Annotated in this window: 13 protein-coding genes; all 13 read left to right on the forward strand. The window is 60.4% G+C overall.

Translation table 11 applies throughout. The annotated features are described in order from the left end of the window. Window positions 1-298: 298 nt before the first annotated feature. The 13 genes from rnr (at window position 299) to ACTJLA_RS19575 (ending at window position 16,614) form a co-directional block, all read left to right on the forward strand. Window positions 299-2,926, forward strand: a complete 2,628-nt coding sequence (gene rnr / locus ACTJLA_RS19515) for a ribonuclease R (protein WP_314545979.1) — start codon at window positions 299-301, stop codon at window positions 2,924-2,926. Continuing rightward, on the forward strand, window positions 2,923-3,684 hold the full coding sequence (rlmB, locus tag ACTJLA_RS19520) for a 23S rRNA (guanosine(2251)-2'-O)-methyltransferase RlmB (protein ID WP_003188074.1): 762 nt from the start codon (window positions 2,923-2,925) through the stop codon (window positions 3,682-3,684). Before rnr ends, rlmB begins: the two co-directional genes overlap by 4 nt. 324 nt (window positions 3,685-4,008) lie before the next feature. Continuing rightward, on the forward strand, window positions 4,009-4,431 hold the full coding sequence (gene rpsF / locus ACTJLA_RS19525) for a 30S ribosomal protein S6 (RefSeq protein WP_003236224.1): 423 nt from the start codon (window positions 4,009-4,011) through the stop codon (window positions 4,429-4,431). A 28-nt stretch (window positions 4,432-4,459) separates the two neighbouring features. Next, a complete protein-coding gene (gene rpsR, locus ACTJLA_RS19530; protein ID WP_002551829.1) occupies window positions 4,460-4,690 on the forward strand; it encodes a 30S ribosomal protein S18 in 231 nt (76 codons plus the stop codon). A gap of 36 nt (window positions 4,691-4,726) precedes the next feature. Continuing rightward, window positions 4,727-5,620, forward strand: coding sequence for a hypothetical protein (locus ACTJLA_RS19535; protein ID WP_314545982.1), 894 nt, complete (start codon window positions 4,727-4,729; stop codon window positions 5,618-5,620). An 18-nt stretch (window positions 5,621-5,638) separates the two neighbouring features. Continuing rightward, the gene (gene rplI, locus ACTJLA_RS19540) at window positions 5,639-6,085 is read left to right on the forward strand and encodes a 50S ribosomal protein L9 (RefSeq protein ID WP_003171376.1); all 447 of its coding nucleotides are present in this window, start codon (window positions 5,639-5,641) and stop codon (window positions 6,083-6,085) included. 110 nt (window positions 6,086-6,195) lie between these two features. Further along, on the forward strand, window positions 6,196-7,593 hold the full coding sequence (dnaB, locus tag ACTJLA_RS19545) for a replicative DNA helicase (RefSeq protein WP_003188079.1): 1,398 nt from the start codon (window positions 6,196-6,198) through the stop codon (window positions 7,591-7,593). Window positions 7,594-7,717: 124 nt separating this feature from the next. Beyond that, window positions 7,718-10,021, forward strand: coding sequence for a YgiQ family radical SAM protein (locus tag ACTJLA_RS19550; RefSeq protein WP_034125867.1), 2,304 nt, complete (start codon window positions 7,718-7,720; stop codon window positions 10,019-10,021). Between the two features lie 202 nt (window positions 10,022-10,223). Further along, the gene (locus tag ACTJLA_RS19555) at window positions 10,224-11,156 is read left to right on the forward strand and encodes a hypothetical protein (RefSeq protein ID WP_014716676.1); all 933 of its coding nucleotides are present in this window, start codon (window positions 10,224-10,226) and stop codon (window positions 11,154-11,156) included. After that, on the forward strand, window positions 11,153-11,602 hold the full coding sequence (locus ACTJLA_RS19560; RefSeq protein WP_314545988.1) for a hypothetical protein: 450 nt from the start codon (window positions 11,153-11,155) through the stop codon (window positions 11,600-11,602). Before ACTJLA_RS19555 ends, ACTJLA_RS19560 begins: the two co-directional genes overlap by 4 nt. A 167-nt stretch (window positions 11,603-11,769) precedes the next feature. Further along, window positions 11,770-12,690 carry a hypothetical protein gene (locus ACTJLA_RS19565; RefSeq protein WP_034125657.1) on the forward strand — a complete coding sequence of 307 codons (921 nt, stop codon included), beginning with the start codon at window positions 11,770-11,772 and terminating at the stop codon, window positions 12,688-12,690. Further along, the gene (locus ACTJLA_RS19570; RefSeq protein WP_034125658.1) at window positions 12,687-13,136 is read left to right on the forward strand and encodes a hypothetical protein; all 450 of its coding nucleotides are present in this window, start codon (window positions 12,687-12,689) and stop codon (window positions 13,134-13,136) included. Before ACTJLA_RS19565 ends, ACTJLA_RS19570 begins: the two co-directional genes overlap by 4 nt. A gap of 187 nt (window positions 13,137-13,323) precedes the next feature. Next, window positions 13,324-16,614 (forward strand): transglutaminase family protein, encoded by a 3,291-nt coding sequence (locus ACTJLA_RS19575; RefSeq protein WP_314545996.1) that lies wholly within the window; start codon window positions 13,324-13,326, stop codon window positions 16,612-16,614. Window positions 16,615-16,632 lie beyond the last annotated feature (18 nt).

The raw sequence follows: 16,632 nt of genomic DNA on the forward strand, positions 1-16,632 counted from the left end.
AGACTCGAACTTCCACGACCTTGCGATCACCAGCACCTGAAGCTGGCGTGTCTACCAATTTCACCACCTGGGCATTATCTGACAACGTTGCCGTCGTCGATGGCGCGCACTATACGGAGCGATATTTGAGCTGTAAACCCCTGCCATGAAAAAAGCCTGGAAAATTTCGCCAGTGGTCGTGCAAGGTGCGCTCCGGGGGCCGCAAAGGGCTTTTAAACGCTTGTTGATACCTGAAATTTCCCGTTTCAATACGCGTATGCCAAACTAACCCGCATATAGACAAGGTGAAAACTCTCTAATGGCCGATTGGCAGTCCCTCGATCCCGAGGCCGCTCGTGAAGCGGAAAAATATGAAAACCCTATTCCTAGCCGCGAACTGATCCTGGCGCACCTCGCCGATCGTGGTTCGCCTGCTAGCCGTGAGCAACTGGTTGAAGAATTCGGTCTGACCACCGAAGACCAGCTCGAAGCCCTGCGCCGCCGTCTGCGTGCGATGGAGCGCGATGCTCAATTGATCTACACCCGTCGTGGCACTTATGCGCCGGTCGACAAGCTGGACCTGATCCTGGGTCGCATTGCCGGCCACCGTGACGGCTTCGGCTTCCTGATCCCGGACGATGGCAGCGACGACTTGTTCATGAGCCCGGCGCAAATGCGTCTGGTGTTCGATGGCGACCGTGCCCTGGCGCGGGTTTCTGGCCTCGACCGCCGTGGTCGTCGTGAAGGCGTGATCGTCGAAGTGGTGTCCCGCGCCCACGAATCCATCGTCGGCCGTTACTTCGAAGAAGGCGGCATCGGCTTCGTTGTGCCGGATAACCCGAAGGTCCAGCAGGAAGTGCTGATCACCCCGGGCCGCAATGGCGCCGCGAAGGTCGGCCAGTTCGTCGAGGTGAAAATCACCCACTGGCCTACTGCGCGCTTCCAGCCCCAGGGCGATATCGTTGAAGTGGTCGGCAACTACATGGCGCCGGGCATGGAAATCGACGTTGCCTTGCGCACCTACGATATCCCTCACGTCTGGCCTGAGGCCGTGCTCAAGGAAGCCGCCAAGCTCAAGCCGGAAGTCGAAGAGAAAGACAAAGAAAAACGCATCGACCTGCGTCATCTGCCGTTTGTCACTATTGACGGTGAAGATGCCCGCGACTTCGACGATGCGGTCTACTGCGAAGCCAAGCCTGGCAAGCTGCGCCTGTTCTCCGGCGGCTGGAAGTTGTACGTCGCGATTGCCGACGTATCCAGCTACGTGAAGATCGGTTCGGCCCTGGATAACGAAGCCCAGGTGCGCGGCAACTCCGTGTACTTCCCAGAGCGCGTGATCCCGATGCTGCCCGAGCAGCTGTCCAACGGCCTGTGCTCCCTGAACCCGAAAGTCGACCGTTTGGCCATGGTGTGCGAGATGACCATCTCCAAAACCGGCGAAATGACCGACTACCAGTTCTACGAAGCGGTGATCCACTCCCAGGCACGCCTGACCTACAACAAGGTCAGCACCATCCTGGAAACGCCGAAGACCAGCGAAGCCAAGGCCCTGCGTACCGAGTACGCTGGCGTGGTGCCTCACCTCAAGCAGCTGTACTCGCTGTACAAGGTGTTGCTGGGTGCCCGTCATACCCGTGGCGCGATCGATTTCGAAACCCAGGAAACCCGCATTGTCTTCGGCTCCGAGCGCAAGATTGCGGCGATCACCCCGACCACCCGTAACGACGCGCACAAGCTGATCGAGGAGTGCATGCTGGCGGCCAACGTGGCCACTGCCGAGTTCCTCAAGAAGCACGAAATTCCTGCGTTGTACCGTGTGCACGACGGCCCGCCGCCGGAGCGCCTGGAAAAACTTCGCGCCTTCCTCGGCGAACTCGGCCTGTCCCTGCACAAAGGCAAGGACGGCCCGACGCCGAAGGATTACCAGGCCCTGCTGGCCAGCATCAAGGACCGTCCGGATTACCACGTAATCCAGACCGTGATGCTGCGCTCGCTGAGCCAGGCGGTGTACAGCGCCGATAACCAGGGCCACTTCGGCCTGAATTACGAGGCGTACACCCACTTCACTTCGCCAATTCGCCGTTACCCGGACTTGCTCACGCACCGGGCGATCCGCAGCGTGATCCATTCCAAGCAGAACACCCCGCACGTCAAGCGCGCCGGTGCCATGACCATTCCGAAAGCACGGATCTACCCGTACGACGAAGCGGCCCTGGAACAACTTGGCGAGCAGTGCTCCATGAGCGAGCGCCGCGCTGACGAAGCCACCCGCGACGTGGTGAACTGGCTCAAGTGCGAGTTCATGAAGGATCGCGTGGGCGAGTCGTTCCCGGGTGTCATCACCGCCGTGACCGGCTTTGGCCTGTTCGTCGAGCTGACCGACATCTACGTCGAGGGCCTGGTGCACGTCACCGCCTTGCCGGGTGATTACTACCACTTCGATCCTGTGCATCACCGCCTGGCGGGCGAGCGCACCGGTCGCAGCTTCCGCTTGGGCGATACCGTTGAAGTGCAGGTCATGCGTGTCGATCTCGACGAGCGCAAGATCGACTTCGGCATGCCTGACAAGCCGGCAGAGCCTGCGGGTCGTAAAAAACGTGGTGAAACCACGGCGCCTGCGTCCAAAGGCAAAGCGGCCACCCCAAAAACCACGGCCGAGCCTGCACCTGCCAAGGCTGGTCGTCGTTCTTCCGCCAAGGACAAGGCCCCTGAAGCCTACCGCCCAAGCGACGCGGCGGCGAAAAACGCCGAGCTGCGCAAGAGTCGCGAGTTGAAGCAGCAGTTGCTCAACGAAGCCAAAAGCGGTGGTAAAGCGGCGTCTGGGGGAAAGTCCCACGGGGCGGAAAAGCCGTCGAGCAAGCCAAGTAAACACCGTAAAGGCCAGCCAAAAGCGGGTTCGGCTCCCGCAAAAAGCGGCGGGTCGCGCAAACCTAAGGCCAAGTCATGAGTCTGGAAAAAATCTACGGCGTGCACGCCGTAGAAGCACTGCTGCGTCACCATCCCAAGCGCGTCAAGCAGGTGTGGTTGGCCGAAGGTCGCAGCGAGCCGCGCGTACAGGCGCTGGTCGAGTTGGCTACGCAGAATAAGGTTGCCATCGGCCAGGCCGAGCGTCGTGAAATGGACGTGTGGGTCGAAGGCGTTCACCAAGGTGTGGTGGCTGACGTCAGTCCGAGCCAGGTGTGGGGCGAGGCGATGCTCGACGAGCTGCTCGACCGTACCGAAGGTGCACCGTTGCTCTTGGTGCTGGACGGCGTGACCGACCCGCACAACCTCGGCGCCTGCCTGCGTTCGGCGGATGCTGCCGGTGCGCTGGCAGTGATCGTGCCCAAGGACAAGTCGGCGACCCTGACGCCGGTGGTGCGTAAAGTCGCCTGCGGTGCGGCGGAAGTGATCCCGCTGGTGGCCGTGACCAACCTGGCGCGTACCCTCGAGAAGCTCCAGCAGCGCGGCCTGTGGGTCGTGGGCACGGCGGGGGAGGCTGAGGTCAGCATTTATGACCAGGACCTTACCGGCCCTACCATCCTGATCATGGGCGCCGAAGGCAAAGGCATGCGCCGCCTGACCCGTGAGCATTGCGATTATCTGGTGCACCTGCCGATGGCCGGTAGTGTCAGCAGCCTCAATGTGTCGGTGGCGACGGGCGTGTGCCTATTTGAAGCCCAGCGTCAGCGTGGTGCCAAGGCTAAGGCCAAGCCCAAGAAGTAATCACCATGTGGGGCTTGCCCCAATCCTGATGTAGGGGCGAGCTTGCTCGCGAAAAACGTCAACGATAACGCGGGCTTCCTGAATGAGCGCGGTGTCTGTGAGTTTTTCGCGAGCGAGCTCGCTCCTACATTTGTGTTTGTGGTGCTTGGGGTTGTTCAAATAATCACCAATTGCCTTGCGCCGCTTCTCCCCCTTCTCTACAATTGCGCCCCTTGCCTTCCTGGCAGGCACCGATGTGCCTCCCTTGCGGCAAGATCCATAAGTGTCATTCACTCCTTGTCTGACCGTTTTTGAGCGGCAGGCTACAACCCGTAAGGAGCATTCATGCGTCATTACGAAATCATCTTTTTGGTCCACCCGGATCAAAGCGAGCAAGTCGGCGGCATGGTTGAGCGTTACACCAAGCTGATCGAAGAAGACGGCGGCAAAATCCACCGTCTGGAAGATTGGGGCCGTCGTCAACTGGCCTACGCAATCAACAATGTTCACAAGGCTCACTACGTGATGCTGAACGTTGAGTGCACTGGCAAGGCCCTGGCCGAGCTGGAAGACAACTTCCGCTACAACGATGCTGTGATCCGTAACCTGGTCATCCGTCGCGAAGAAGCCGTTACTGGCCAATCCGAGATGCTCAAGGCTGAAGAAAACCGCAGTGAGCGCCGTGAGCGTCGCGACCGTCCTGAGCACGAAGGCGCTGATAGCGCTGATAGTGATGACAGCGACAACAGCGATAACGCTGACGAGTAATCCACGGACCTTTTAAGGAGCCTATCAAATGGCACGTTTCTTCCGTCGTCGTAAATTCTGCCGCTTCACCGCTGAAGACGTGAAAGAGATCGATTACAAAGATCTCAACACTCTGAAAGCCTACGTATCCGAGACCGGCAAAATCGTTCCAAGCCGTATCACCGGTACCAAAGCACGTTATCAGCGTCAGCTGGCCACCGCTATCAAGCGCGCCCGCTTCCTGGCCCTGCTGGCCTACACCGACAGCCACGGCCGCTGAGACCGGGCAGTCGACAAGTAGTAAGGGATTGAATGCATGCGCGCCTTAGCTGAGTTCATCATGCGCGGTCGCGTGCAGGCCACTCTGGTAGTGGCTGGATGTGCGGCATTGCCGTTGCTTTATTGGTTGGGTGCTGCCGCAGGTTGCCTTGTGCTACTGCGGCGCGGTTTGAAGGACGCCCTTGGCGTTCTTGCCCTGGGTTTGTTGCCGGCCTTGATCTGGTGGCTGCAAATGGGTGATCCACGGGTACTTCTGGTACTGCTGGGGTCATCGAGCCTTGCGTTGGTTTTGCGCGCAAGTGAGTCCTGGGTCCGCACGCTGCTGGTCAGCGTGGCATTGGGGGTGGTGTACTCAGTGATGCTTGGCGCGGCTTTCCGCCCGCAGATCGAGGCGCTGGCGCAGGAGATCGTCAAGATCCTGCCGTTGGCCCTCGGGGATCTCTACCAGCATTTGTCGGTAGATGAGCGAGCGCGGTTTGCGTCACTGATTGCCCCGGTCCTGACCGGCCTGATTGCGGCTTTGTTGCAGGTCGTCAGCGTGCTGAGCCTGATTCTTGGGCGTTATTGGCAGGCGTTGTTGTACAACCCGGGTGGTTTTGGTCGCGAGTTTCGCAGTATCAGAATCCCAGCGGGGCCGGCGATGTTGCTGCTGGCGTGCATGGTTGTCGGGCCGAACTTCGGCCCACAGATGGCCTTGCTGGCGCCGATTTGCAGTGTACCGCTGGTGTTTGCCGGGCTGGCCCTGATTCATGGGCTTGCCGCGCAAAAGCGACTGGCCAGGTTTTGGCTGGTGGGGTTGTACGTCACGCTGTTGCTGTTCATGCAGCTGATCTATCCGTTACTCGTGGTCTTGGCCATTGTTGACAGCCTGATTGATTTTCGCGGTCGTCTGGCGTCGAAAGACGCCGATAACGCGAACGGTGAAGGTTAAAAGTTAGAGGATTTTCACATGCAACTGATCCTTCTGGAAAAAGTCGCCAACCTGGGCAACCTGGGCGACAAAGTGAACGTTAAGGCCGGCTACGGTCGTAACTACCTGCTGCCATACGGCAAAGCCACCGCTGCAACCGCTGCCAACCTGGCTGCGTTTGAAGAGCGTCGTGCTGAGCTGGAAAAAGCCGCAGCAGACAAAAAAGCGTCGGCCGAAACTCGCGCTGCCCAACTGGCTGAGCTGGAAGTGACTATCACTGCCACCGCTGGTGACGAAGGCAAGCTGTTCGGTTCGATCGGCACCCACGACATCGCTGATGCACTGACCGCCTCCGGCGTTGAAGTGCAGAAGAGCGAAGTTCGTCTGCCGAACGGCACCATCCGCAACGTAGGCGAATTCGACGTAGCCGTGCACCTGCACGCCGAAGTTGAAGCCACCGTACGCGTTGTCGTGGTAGCAGCTTAAGTCGCACCTAACTGACTGGCACCTCGCGTGCCAGCCGGTTAACATCGGGCACGATCCTGTTTACAGGTCGTGCCTTTTGTTTTTCTACACACCCCAAATTCCAAGTGGCCATGAACGAAATCTCTGCTCCTGAGCAATACGATCTGCAAACCGCTGCCCTGAAGGTGCCGCCGCATTCCATCGAGGCCGAACAGGCCGTGCTCGGTGGCTTGATGCTGGACAACAACGCCTGGGAACGCGTGCTGGATCAAGTCTCGGACGGTGACTTCTATCGTCATGACCACCGCCTGATCTTCCGCGCCATCGCCAAGCTGGCCGACCAGAACTCACCGATCGACGTGGTAACCCTGGCCGAGCAGTTGGACAAGGAAGGCCAGACCTCCCAAGTGGGTGGCCTGGGCTACCTCGGTGAGCTGGCAAAAAACACGCCGTCCGTCGCCAACATCAAGGCCTATGCCCAGATCGTCCGCGAGCGCGCCACGTTGCGCCAGTTGATCGGCATCAGCACCGAAATCGCCGACAGCGCCTTCAACCCCGAAGGCCGCACCGCTGCCGAGATCCTTGACGAAGCCGAGCGCCAGATCTTCCAGATCGCCGAGGCCCGCCCGAAAACCGGCGGCCCGGTCAGCGTCAACGACCTGCTGACCAAAGCCATCGACCGCATCGACACCCTGTTCAACACCGATGCCGCGATTACCGGTATTTCCACCGGTTACACCGACCTCGACGAAAAGACCAGCGGCCTGCAGCCGTCCGACTTGATCATCGTCGCCGGTCGTCCGTCCATGGGTAAGACCACCTTCGCGATGAACCTGGTGGAAAACGCCGTGTTACGCAGCGACAAGGCGGTGCTGGTGTACTCCCTCGAGATGCCAGGCGAATCGTTGATCATGCGTATGCTCTCGTCGCTTGGCCGTATCGACCAGACCAAGGTGCGTTCCGGCCAGCTTGAAGACGACGACTGGCCGCGCCTGACCTCAGCGGTCAACCTGCTCAACGACCGCAAGCTATTCATTGATGACACTGCGGGTATCAGCCCGTCCGAAATGCGCGCGCGTACCCGGCGCCTGGTGCGTGAGCATGGCGACATCGCCCTGATCATGATCGACTACCTGCAGTTGATGCAGATCCCCGGTTCCAGTGGCGACAACCGTACCAACGAGATTTCTGAAATCTCTCGTTCCTTGAAGGCCCTGGCCAAGGAATTCAACTGCCCGGTGGTGGCGTTGTCCCAGCTCAACCGTTCCCTGGAACAACGTCCCAACAAGCGTCCGGTGAACTCCGACTTGCGGGAATCCGGAGCGATCGAGCAGGACGCCGACGTGATCATGTTCGTGTACCGCGACGAGGTGTACCACCCCGAGACGGAACACAAGGGCATTGCCGAAATCATCATCGGCAAGCAGCGGAACGGCCCGATCGGGTTTATCCGGTTGGCGTTCATCGGCAAGTACACGCGTTTCGAGAACCTGGCGCCGGGTAGCTACAACTTCGACGACGACGAGTAGTTTCAAGCGCCTGTAAGGGCCTCATCGCAGGCAAGCCACAATTCCGACTACTACCGTCGGAATTGGTCAAAATTTGTGCTATATTCCGCGCCCGCGATTTTTCATCTTCACACCGGTCACCGTCATGCAAACAGCCAAGCCGTTATTTGACTATCCCAAGTACTGGGCCGAATGTTTCGGTCCTGCGCCATTCCTGCCGATGAGCAGGGAGGAGATGGATCAGCTTGGCTGGGATTCGTGCGACATCATCATCGTCACCGGTGATGCCTATGTTGACCACCCATCGTTCGGCATGGCGATCATCGGCCGGCTGCTGGAGTCCCAGGGCTTTCGCGTCGGGATCATCGCGCAACCGAACTGGCAGTCCAAAGACGACTTCATGAAGCTCGGCGAGCCGAACCTGTTCTTCGGCGTCGCGGCCGGCAACATGGACTCGATGATCAACCGCTACACCGCCGACAAGAAAATCCGCTCCGACGACGCCTATACCCCTGGCGGCATGGCTGGCAAACGCCCCGACCGTGCGAGCCTGGTGTACAGCCAGCGTTGCAAGGAAGCCTACAAGAACGTGCCGATCGTGCTTGGCGGCATCGAAGCTTCCCTGCGTCGTATCGCCCACTACGACTACTGGCAGGACCGCGTGCGCAACTCGATCCTGATCGACGCCACCGCCGATATCCTGCTGTACGGCAACGCCGAGCGGGCCATCGTCGAAGTTGCCCAGCGTTTGTCGTGGGGCCACAAGATCGAAGACATCACCGATGTGCGCGGTACCGCGTTCATCCGCCGTGATACGCCGGCCGGTTGGTACGAAGTGGATTCCACGCGCATCGACCGTCCGGGCAAGATCGACAAGATCATCAACCCGTACGTCAACACCCAGGACACCCAGGCCTGCGCCATCGAGCAGGAAAAGGGGCCGGTGGATGATCCGGAAGAAGCCAAGGTTGTGCAGATCCTGGCCAGCCCGCGCATGACCCGTGACAAGACCGTGATCCGCCTGCCATCGGTGGAAAAAGTCCGCGGCGACGCGGTGCTCTATGCCCACGCCAACCGCGTGTTGCACCTGGAAACCAACCCAGGCAACGCCCGCGCCCTGGTGCAGAAGCACGGTGAAGTTGACGTGTGGTTCAACCCGCCGCCCATTCCGATGACTACCGAAGAAATGGACTACGTGTTCGGCATGCCTTATGCCCGCGTACCGCACCCGGCGTATGGCAAGGAGAAGATCCCGGCCTACGACATGATCCGTTTCTCGGTGAATATCATGCGTGGCTGCTTCGGCGGCTGCACCTTCTGCTCGATCACCGAGCACGAAGGCCGCATCATCCAGAACCGTTCCGAAGAGTCGATCATTCGCGAGATCGAAGAGATCCGCGACAAAGTGCCGGGCTTCACCGGCGTGATCTCCGACCTCGGCGGCCCGACGGCGAACATGTACCGCATCGCCTGCAAAAGCCCGGAAATCGAATCCGCGTGCCGCAAACCGTCGTGCGTGTTCCCTGGCATCTGCCCGAACCTGAACACCGACCACTCGTCGTTGATCCAGCTGTACCGCAGCGCCCGTGCGTTGCCGGGTGTGAAGAAGATCCTGATCGCTTCCGGCCTGCGCTACGACCTGGCCGTCGAGTCGCCGGAATACGTCAAAGAGCTGGTCACCCACCACGTCGGTGGTTACCTCAAGATCGCCCCGGAACACACCGAGGAAGGTCCGCTCAACCAGATGATGAAGCCGGGCATTGGCAGCTATGACAAGTTCAAGCGCATGTTCGAGAAGTACACCAAGGAAGCGGGCAAGGAGCAGTACCTGATCCCGTACTTCATCGCCGCCCACCCGGGCACCACCGATGAAGACATGATGAACCTGGCCCTGTGGCTCAAGGGCAATGGCTTCCGTGCCGACCAGGTGCAGGCGTTCTACCCGTCGCCGATGGCCACCGCCACCGCGATGTACCACTCGGGCAAAAACCCGCTGCGCAAGGTCACCTACAAGAGCGACGCGGTGACCATCGTCAAGAGCGAGGAGCAGCGCCGCCTGCACAAGGCGTTCCTGCGTTACCACGACCCGAAGGGCTGGCCGATGCTGCGTGAAGCATTGACCCGCATGGGCCGTGCCGACCTGATCGGGTCGGGCAAGGACCAGTTGATCCCGCTGCACCAGCCGTCCACCGACAGCTACCAGAGCGCCCGGCGCAAGAACTCGACGCCGGCCGGCAGCCATAAGGTCGCCAAGGAAACCACCACCAGGATCCTCACCCAGCACACCGGCCTGCCACCCCGTGGCAGCGACGGCAGCAACCCGTGGGACAAGCGCGAGCAAGCCAAGGCTGCGGCCCAGGCGCGCAATAAGCAGGCGGCCAAAGAGCGCAGCGATGCGGCCAAGGGCAAGGGCGGCAAGCCTACGCGCAAGCCGGTTGTACCGCGGTGATCGACGCCTGAAATGCAAAACGCCAGCCTCGTGCTGGCGTTTTGCTTTCTGGTCGGTGGTGAGTCTGTTTGGTAAGGTGGCGCCCATTAGATTTCTATCGCAGGCAAGCCAGCTCCCACAGGAGAATGTATTTCAAGCGTGGGAGCTGGCTTGCCTGCGATGAGGCCGGTCTGGGCACTCTCGATTTCAAGGAAGAACACTTATGGGCAACCCCTTGCTCAACATCGGCATGGACTCCAACCGCTCCCAATTCATGGCGCGCCAGCGCATTGAGAGCCAGATCAACCTGCCGCGGCTGTTCGCCGTCATTGACGCCGACCCCAGCATCGTCGGCGCTGGCGTGGTGTACATCGACGCCGACTTCAACGTGATCACCCTGCGCGAATTCAAGCCCATCTGCAGCATCAAACCCAAGCGCGTCATTTTGCGCGAGGCGCAGAAGTACATCTCGCCGGCGCAGTTTGTCGAGCAGGTGAAGACCGACCCCCGTGAAGGGCGCCTCCAGAAGGAGGCCTTTGACATGGGGCTTTCCTGTGGGGCGGCGGTGATCGGCTGGATCGTGGTGTTCAGTGGCAGCGTCGCCGTACCGTTCACCGCCGGTGCCAGTGCTTTTGTGGTGGGTATCGGTGTCACGGCGGCGCTGGCCAGCAGCGCTCAGTGCGGGTTTGGCGTGGCCCGGACCTATAACGAGATCCTTGACCCAGATGCCAACGACCGCATGGACGACGCCCAGTGGTATGGCGCGGTGTCACCGATTCTCGATGCCGCGTCGTTGGTCGGGATCGGAACGGGAGCCTTCACCACATTAAGGCTGCTCAAGGCCAAAAAAGCCGCTGCGTTGGGCAAGAGCTGGTATGAATTGCTCAAGGGCTTGAATCGCCAGGAGCGCAAGAAGTTGACCCAGGAATTGCTCAGTCTCAAAGACCCAAGCCTGACCCCCAAGTTGCTCAAGTTGCAGCAGCGCGCCGGCACGTTGCCCAAGCGCTACAGCTCCACGGAAATTCGTCATGCCACGCTCACCCAGCTCAAGGACGCCTTGGGCGGCATGTTGGGTATCTGGGGCAGCTATCGAACCGGTCACGTTGGCTCGGCATCGACGCTTGCCATTGGCCTGTATGAGGAACTGACGGAATGAAGGGGTTTCCCGATAGGCGCAGTTTCCTTGCGCGTTATTTTCCGGTGTTCATGGGCACCATCTTCATGGCGATTTTCTCTGGTTCGGTGGCTGTGTCCACGGCGGGCGTAACCTATTTGCGCGGGGTTGAACCGGCGCTCAAGGCCAACTACTCCGGGGCTGCAATACTGGTGCTGGTAGCGGTGCTGGTGTTTGGCAATGTGATGATTGCACGCGGATTCCCCTGGGCGACCCGGCTGGTGGCGAGCTACTTGGTGTGTTGCCTGCTGTTCGTTTTGCCGATGATTCAATACGGCCTCAATACCCTGGTGTACGGTTCGGCGGTGCTGTTTCCGCTGCTGGGTTTGTTGCTGCTCAACAGCAAGCGCCATCGTGAAATGCGTCAGCGATTACTCGAAATACGTCACCTGCGTCGGGCGGCGGTTGCGCAACGCAAGACCCGTTGATTAGATAGGTTTATTGGCGGTAGGTGGCCTGTTTGTTAGGGGGGGCGCTCATCAGATTGCTATCGCAGGCAAGCCAGCTCCCACAGGGGAATGCATTTCAAGTGTGGGCGCTGGCTTGCCTGCGATGAGGCCGGTCTGGGCACTTTCAATTTCAAGGAAGAACACTTATGGGCAGCTCCTTGTTCAACATCGGCATGGATTCCAACCGCTCTCAATTTATGGCGCGCCAGCGTATCGAGAGCCTGATCAACCTGCCACGGCTGTTCGCCGCCATCGATGCAGACCCCGCCATTGTCGGTGCAGGTGTTGTGTATATCGATGCCGATTTCAACGTTGTCACCCTGCGCGAATTTCAGCCCATCTGCAGCATCGCACCCAAGCGTTTGATCCTGCGTGAGGCGCAGAAGTACATCGCGCCAACGCAATTCGCTCAGCAGGTGCAAGACAATCCGCGTGAGTCCCGCTTGGTGGGCGAAGCGGTCAATACCACGCTATCGTGTGCCGGCGCGGTTATCGGTTGGATCGTGGTGCTCAGTGGTTCCGTCGCAGTTCCGTTTTCGGCGGGGGCCAGTTCGGTGGTCGTGGCGCTCGGCTATACGGCCGCGGCAGCCAGTTCTGTGCAGTGCTTTGCCAGCGGCTATCGCACCGTCAATGAGATCCGCAACCCCGCGCGCAATGATCAGCTCGACAGTGAGGAGTGGTACCAATACACCATGATTGCCCTGGATGCGGCGTCGTTGGTTGGGGTGGGTTCATCGGCATTGGCAACGGTCAAGCTGGTGCGGCTGAATAAGGCCTCTACCGGGAAAAGTGTGAGAGAGGTGCTCAGGGGCCTGAATCGACAGGAGCGCGCCAAGTTGACCAAAGAGCTGCTGAGCATCAACGACCCACGCTTGACGTCCAAGATGATCAAGTTAAAGCAGTTGTCGGGCGAGTTGCCTAAGCGGTTCACGCCCACCGAGGTCAAGCATGCAACGGTCACGCAGATCAAGGACGCGTTGGGCGCAGCCATCGGTTTTACCGGTAGTGCGGTGTCAGGGAACGTACGCACAATTGCCATAGGTCTGTATGAGGAGGCCGAACAATGAACGAGCTGCCTAGCATTCGCAGTTTTCTGTCGACGTATTTCCCCGTCTTTATGGGGGCGATATTCGTCTGCATTTTCACCCTCGTGTTTGCGGTTCCGGTGTTCTTCGATAGCTATATGCCAAGCCTGTCCATGGCAGATAATGCCAAATACTCCTTCCTGGCGGGTATCGCACTCACGCTAGTCATTGTGCACTGCAATTTCATGATCGCACGCGGGCGTCCCCAATGGATTTGGCCGCTAGTGTTGCTGCTGGGGGTATGCTTTCTGGGTGTATTGCCAACACTCAATGATCAACCGAACGGGGTGGTATACGCCTTGAGCCTGGTGTTTCCATTAATTGGGCTATTGCTGTTCAACAGCAAACGCCACCGTGAAATGCGCCAGAAACTGGTCGAAGTCCGCTGCCTGCGCCAGGCCATGATTGCCCAACACAAACACCATTGATTGGGTAGATTCACCACCTGCCCTCAGCCCGGCGCTACAAATGTGTGCAGCGCCTGCACCATAGCCACAACGTTGGCGCCGTTTTGGTGCTGTACTGCACCGGGCCTGACGTTTTAGTGCAATGACTGCTGCTGTGGCATAAGTCTTGCGCGCGTTGTGCTTATGCCCTGGCTCGCAGGAGGCCGCCGTGTCGATTCATGTCGCGTTGCACCACGTTACGCATTACCGCTACGACCGTGCTGTCGAACTCGGCCCACAGATCGTTCGGCTACGCCCGGCAGCCCATAGTCGTACGCGAATACTGTCCTACGCGCTGAAGGTGTTGCCCGAGCAGCATTTCATCAACTGGCAGCAAGACCCCCAGGGCAATTATCTGGCGCGCCTGGTGTTCCCGGAAAAGACTGACGAGTTGCGCATTGAGGTCGACCTGGTCGCCGAGATGGCGGTGTTCAATCCGTTCGATTTTTTCCTCGAGCCGTACGCCGAAAAAATCCCGTTCAGCTACGCCGCCGATGAGCAGCGCGAGCTGGCGCCGTACTTGGAAACCCTGCCGCTGACGCCAAGGTTTGCCGCTTACCTGGCCGGTATCGATCGCACGCCGCTGCCTGCTGTGGATTTCCTGGTCGGCCTCAACCAGCGCCTGGCCGCCGATATCGGTTACCTGATTCGCATGGAGCCGGGTGTGCAAACCCCGGAATTTACCCTGGAAAACGCGTCCGGCTCCTGCCGCGACTCGGCCTGGTTGTTGGTGCAATTGCTGCGCAACCTCGGGTTGGCGGCGCGATTTGTCTCTGGTTATCTGATTCAACTGACCGCCGACGTCAAAGCCCTCGACGGCCCGTCCGGTACCGAGGTGGACTTCACCGACCTGCACGCCTGGTGCGAAGTGTATCTGCCCGGCGCTGGCTGGATTGGCCTGGATGCCACGTCCGGGTTGTTCGCCGGTGAAGGGCATATCCCCTTGGCCTGCAGCCCCGATCCATCGTCTGCCGCGCCCATCAGTGGGTTGGTTGAGCCGTGCGAATGCGAGTTCACCCATGAGATGTCGGTGGAGCGCATCTGGGAAGCGCCACGGGTGACCAAGCCCTACACCGAAGCACAATGGTTGGCGATCCAGGCCCTGGGCCGGCAGATCGACGGCGACCTGCTCAAGGACGACGTACGCCTGACCATGGGCGGCGAGCCGACCTTCGTCTCTATCGACGACCCAGACGGCGCCGAATGGAACACCGCAGCCCTGGGCCCGGACAAGCGTCGCCTGTCGGCCGAGCTGTTCCAGCGCCTGCGCCAGCACTATGCGCCCAAGGGCCTGGTGCATTTCGGCCAAGGCAAGTGGTACCCCGGCGAGCAACTGCCGCGCTGGTCGCTCAATTGCTACTGGCGCCGCGACGGCGTGCCGATCTGGCACAACAGCGCACTGATCGCCGATGAGCAAGAAGACTACGGCGCCGATGGGGTGATGGCCGGGCGTTTCCTGGCCAGCGTCGCCGAGCGCCTGAAACTGCCGGCGCGCTTTGTGTTCCCGGCGTTCGAGGACAATTTCTACTACCTGTGGCGCGAAGGGGCGCTGCCCCAGAACGTCACCGCCCAGGACCCGCGCCTGAGCGACGACCTGGAGCGTGAGCGCCTGCGCAAAGTGTTCAGCCAGGGCCTGGATAAAGTCATCGGCCAGGTGCTGCCGCTGGCACGTACTGCGGCCAATGACCGCTGGCAGAGTGGGCGTTGGTACCTGCGCGACAACCATTGCCGGTTGGTGCCGGGTGATTCGCCGCTGGGTTACCGGCTGCCCTTGGCTTCCCAGCCCTGGGTGACGGCGGCTGAGTATCCGTTCATACACCCCACCGACCCGAACCAGGACCAGCCCGAGCTTCCCACTGCGGCGCAATTGCGCAGCCATGGCGAGCCGGCCCCGGACGACGAGCGTGTGCCCAAGGTCGACGAGTCCGCCGACTGGCTGACCCGTACCGCGCTGTGCGCCGAAGCACGAGAAGGCCGCCTGTACCTGTTTATGCCGCCGCTGGAGCGCATCGAGGATTACCTGGAGCTGGTGACTGCCATTGAGGCCACCGCCGAAGAGCTGCATTGCCCGGTACTGCTGGAGGGCTACGAGCCGCCAGCGGATACGCGCCTGAGCAATTTCCGGGTCACGCCAGACCCTGGTGTCATCGAGGTCAACGTACAGCCTTCCGCCACCTGGGACGAGTTGGTAGAACGCACCGAATTCCTCTACGAAGAGGCCCGGCAAACCCGCCTGACCACCGAGAAGTTCATGATCGATGGGCGCCATACCGGCACCGGTGGCGGTAACCACTTCGTACTGGGCGGTGCGACGCCCAAGGATTCGCCCTTCCTGCGCCGACCGGACCTGCTGCGCAGCCTGATCAGCTACTGGCATAACCACCCGTCGTTGTCCTATTTGTTCTCCGGCCTGTTTATCGGCCCCACCTCCCAGGCACCCCGGGTGGATGAGGCGCGCAACGATGCGCTGTATGAACTGGAAATCGCCTTCGCACAGATGCCTGCACCGGGCGAGGAGTGCCCGCCGTGGTTAGTGGATCGCCTGTTGCGCAACCTGCTGATCGACGTGACGGGTAATACCCATCGCGCCGAATTCTGTATCGACAAACTTTACTCACCCGACGGCGCCACTGGCCGCCTGGGGCTGCTGGAACTGCGCGCCTTTGAAATGCCCCCCCATGCGCGCATGAGCCTGACCCAGCAGTTGTTGCTGCGGGCGCTGGTCGCGCGGTTCTGGCGCGAGCCCTATGCGCCGCCGAAGCTGGCGCGCTGGGGCACTGAACTGCATGACCGTTTCCTGTTGCCGCATTTTATCGAGCAGGACTTTGCCGACGTGATCGTCGAGCTGAACGCGGCCGGCTACCCGCTGCGTGCCGAATGGTTCGCGGCGCATCTGGAGTTTCGTTTCCCCAAGGTGGGCGACTACGCCGTCAGCGGTATCGAACTGGAAATGCGCCAGGCCTTGGAACCCTGGCACGTGCTGGGCGAGGAGGGCGCAGTGGGTGGCACGGTGCGGTATGTGGATTCGTCCCTGGAGCGCCTGCAAGTGAAGTTGAGCGGGTTGCCACCGCAACGCTACCTGCTGACCTGCAATGGCGTGCCGGTGCCGCTGCAACCAACCGGCCGCGTCGGCGAGTTCGTGGCGGGCGTGCGTTACCGCGCCTGGCAACCGGCCAACTGCTTGCAACCGACCATCCCCGTGCATGCGCCGCTGGTATTTGACCTGCTCGACACCTGGATGCAGCGTTCGTTGGGTGGCTGCCAATACCATGTGGCGCACCCGGGCGGGCGCAATTACGACAGCCTGCCGGTGAACGCCAATGAGGCGGAGAGCCGGCGCATGGCGCGGTTTTTCCGCTTGGGGCATAGCCCGGGCAAGCTGCCAGTGCCGGCTGTAACGGTAAACGATGAGTTGCCAATGACCCTGGATTTGCGGCGCTTCACAAAAAATAAGGAATGAACATGATCCAAGTGTGGG

The sequence above is a fragment of the Pseudomonas sp. 22072 genome (genome assembly GCF_052046095.1).
In the GTDB taxonomy this organism is placed as follows: Bacteria; Pseudomonadota; Gammaproteobacteria; order Pseudomonadales; family Pseudomonadaceae; genus Aquipseudomonas; species Aquipseudomonas paracarnis.

Bases quoted from the DNA above. Each gene is read 5' to 3' on its own strand.
- rnr (WP_314545979.1), top strand. From the start codon at position 299: ATGGCCGATTGGCAGTCCCTCGATCCCGAGGCCGCTCGTGAAGCGGAA.
- rlmB (WP_003188074.1), top strand. From the start codon at position 2,923: ATGAGTCTGGAAAAAATCTACGGCGTGCACGCCGTAGAAGCACTGCTG.
- rpsF (WP_003236224.1), top strand. From the start codon at position 4,009: ATGCGTCATTACGAAATCATCTTTTTGGTCCACCCGGATCAAAGCGAG.
- rpsR (WP_002551829.1), top strand. From the start codon at position 4,460: ATGGCACGTTTCTTCCGTCGTCGTAAATTCTGCCGCTTCACCGCTGAA.
- ACTJLA_RS19535 (WP_314545982.1), top strand. From the start codon at position 4,727: ATGCGCGCCTTAGCTGAGTTCATCATGCGCGGTCGCGTGCAGGCCACT.
- rplI (WP_003171376.1), top strand. From the start codon at position 5,639: ATGCAACTGATCCTTCTGGAAAAAGTCGCCAACCTGGGCAACCTGGGC.
- dnaB (WP_003188079.1), top strand. From the start codon at position 6,196: ATGAACGAAATCTCTGCTCCTGAGCAATACGATCTGCAAACCGCTGCC.
- ACTJLA_RS19550 (WP_034125867.1), top strand. From the start codon at position 7,718: ATGCAAACAGCCAAGCCGTTATTTGACTATCCCAAGTACTGGGCCGAA.
- ACTJLA_RS19555 (WP_014716676.1), top strand. From the start codon at position 10,224: ATGGGCAACCCCTTGCTCAACATCGGCATGGACTCCAACCGCTCCCAA.
- ACTJLA_RS19560 (WP_314545988.1), top strand. From the start codon at position 11,153: ATGAAGGGGTTTCCCGATAGGCGCAGTTTCCTTGCGCGTTATTTTCCG.
- ACTJLA_RS19565 (WP_034125657.1), top strand. From the start codon at position 11,770: ATGGGCAGCTCCTTGTTCAACATCGGCATGGATTCCAACCGCTCTCAA.
- ACTJLA_RS19570 (WP_034125658.1), top strand. From the start codon at position 12,687: ATGAACGAGCTGCCTAGCATTCGCAGTTTTCTGTCGACGTATTTCCCC.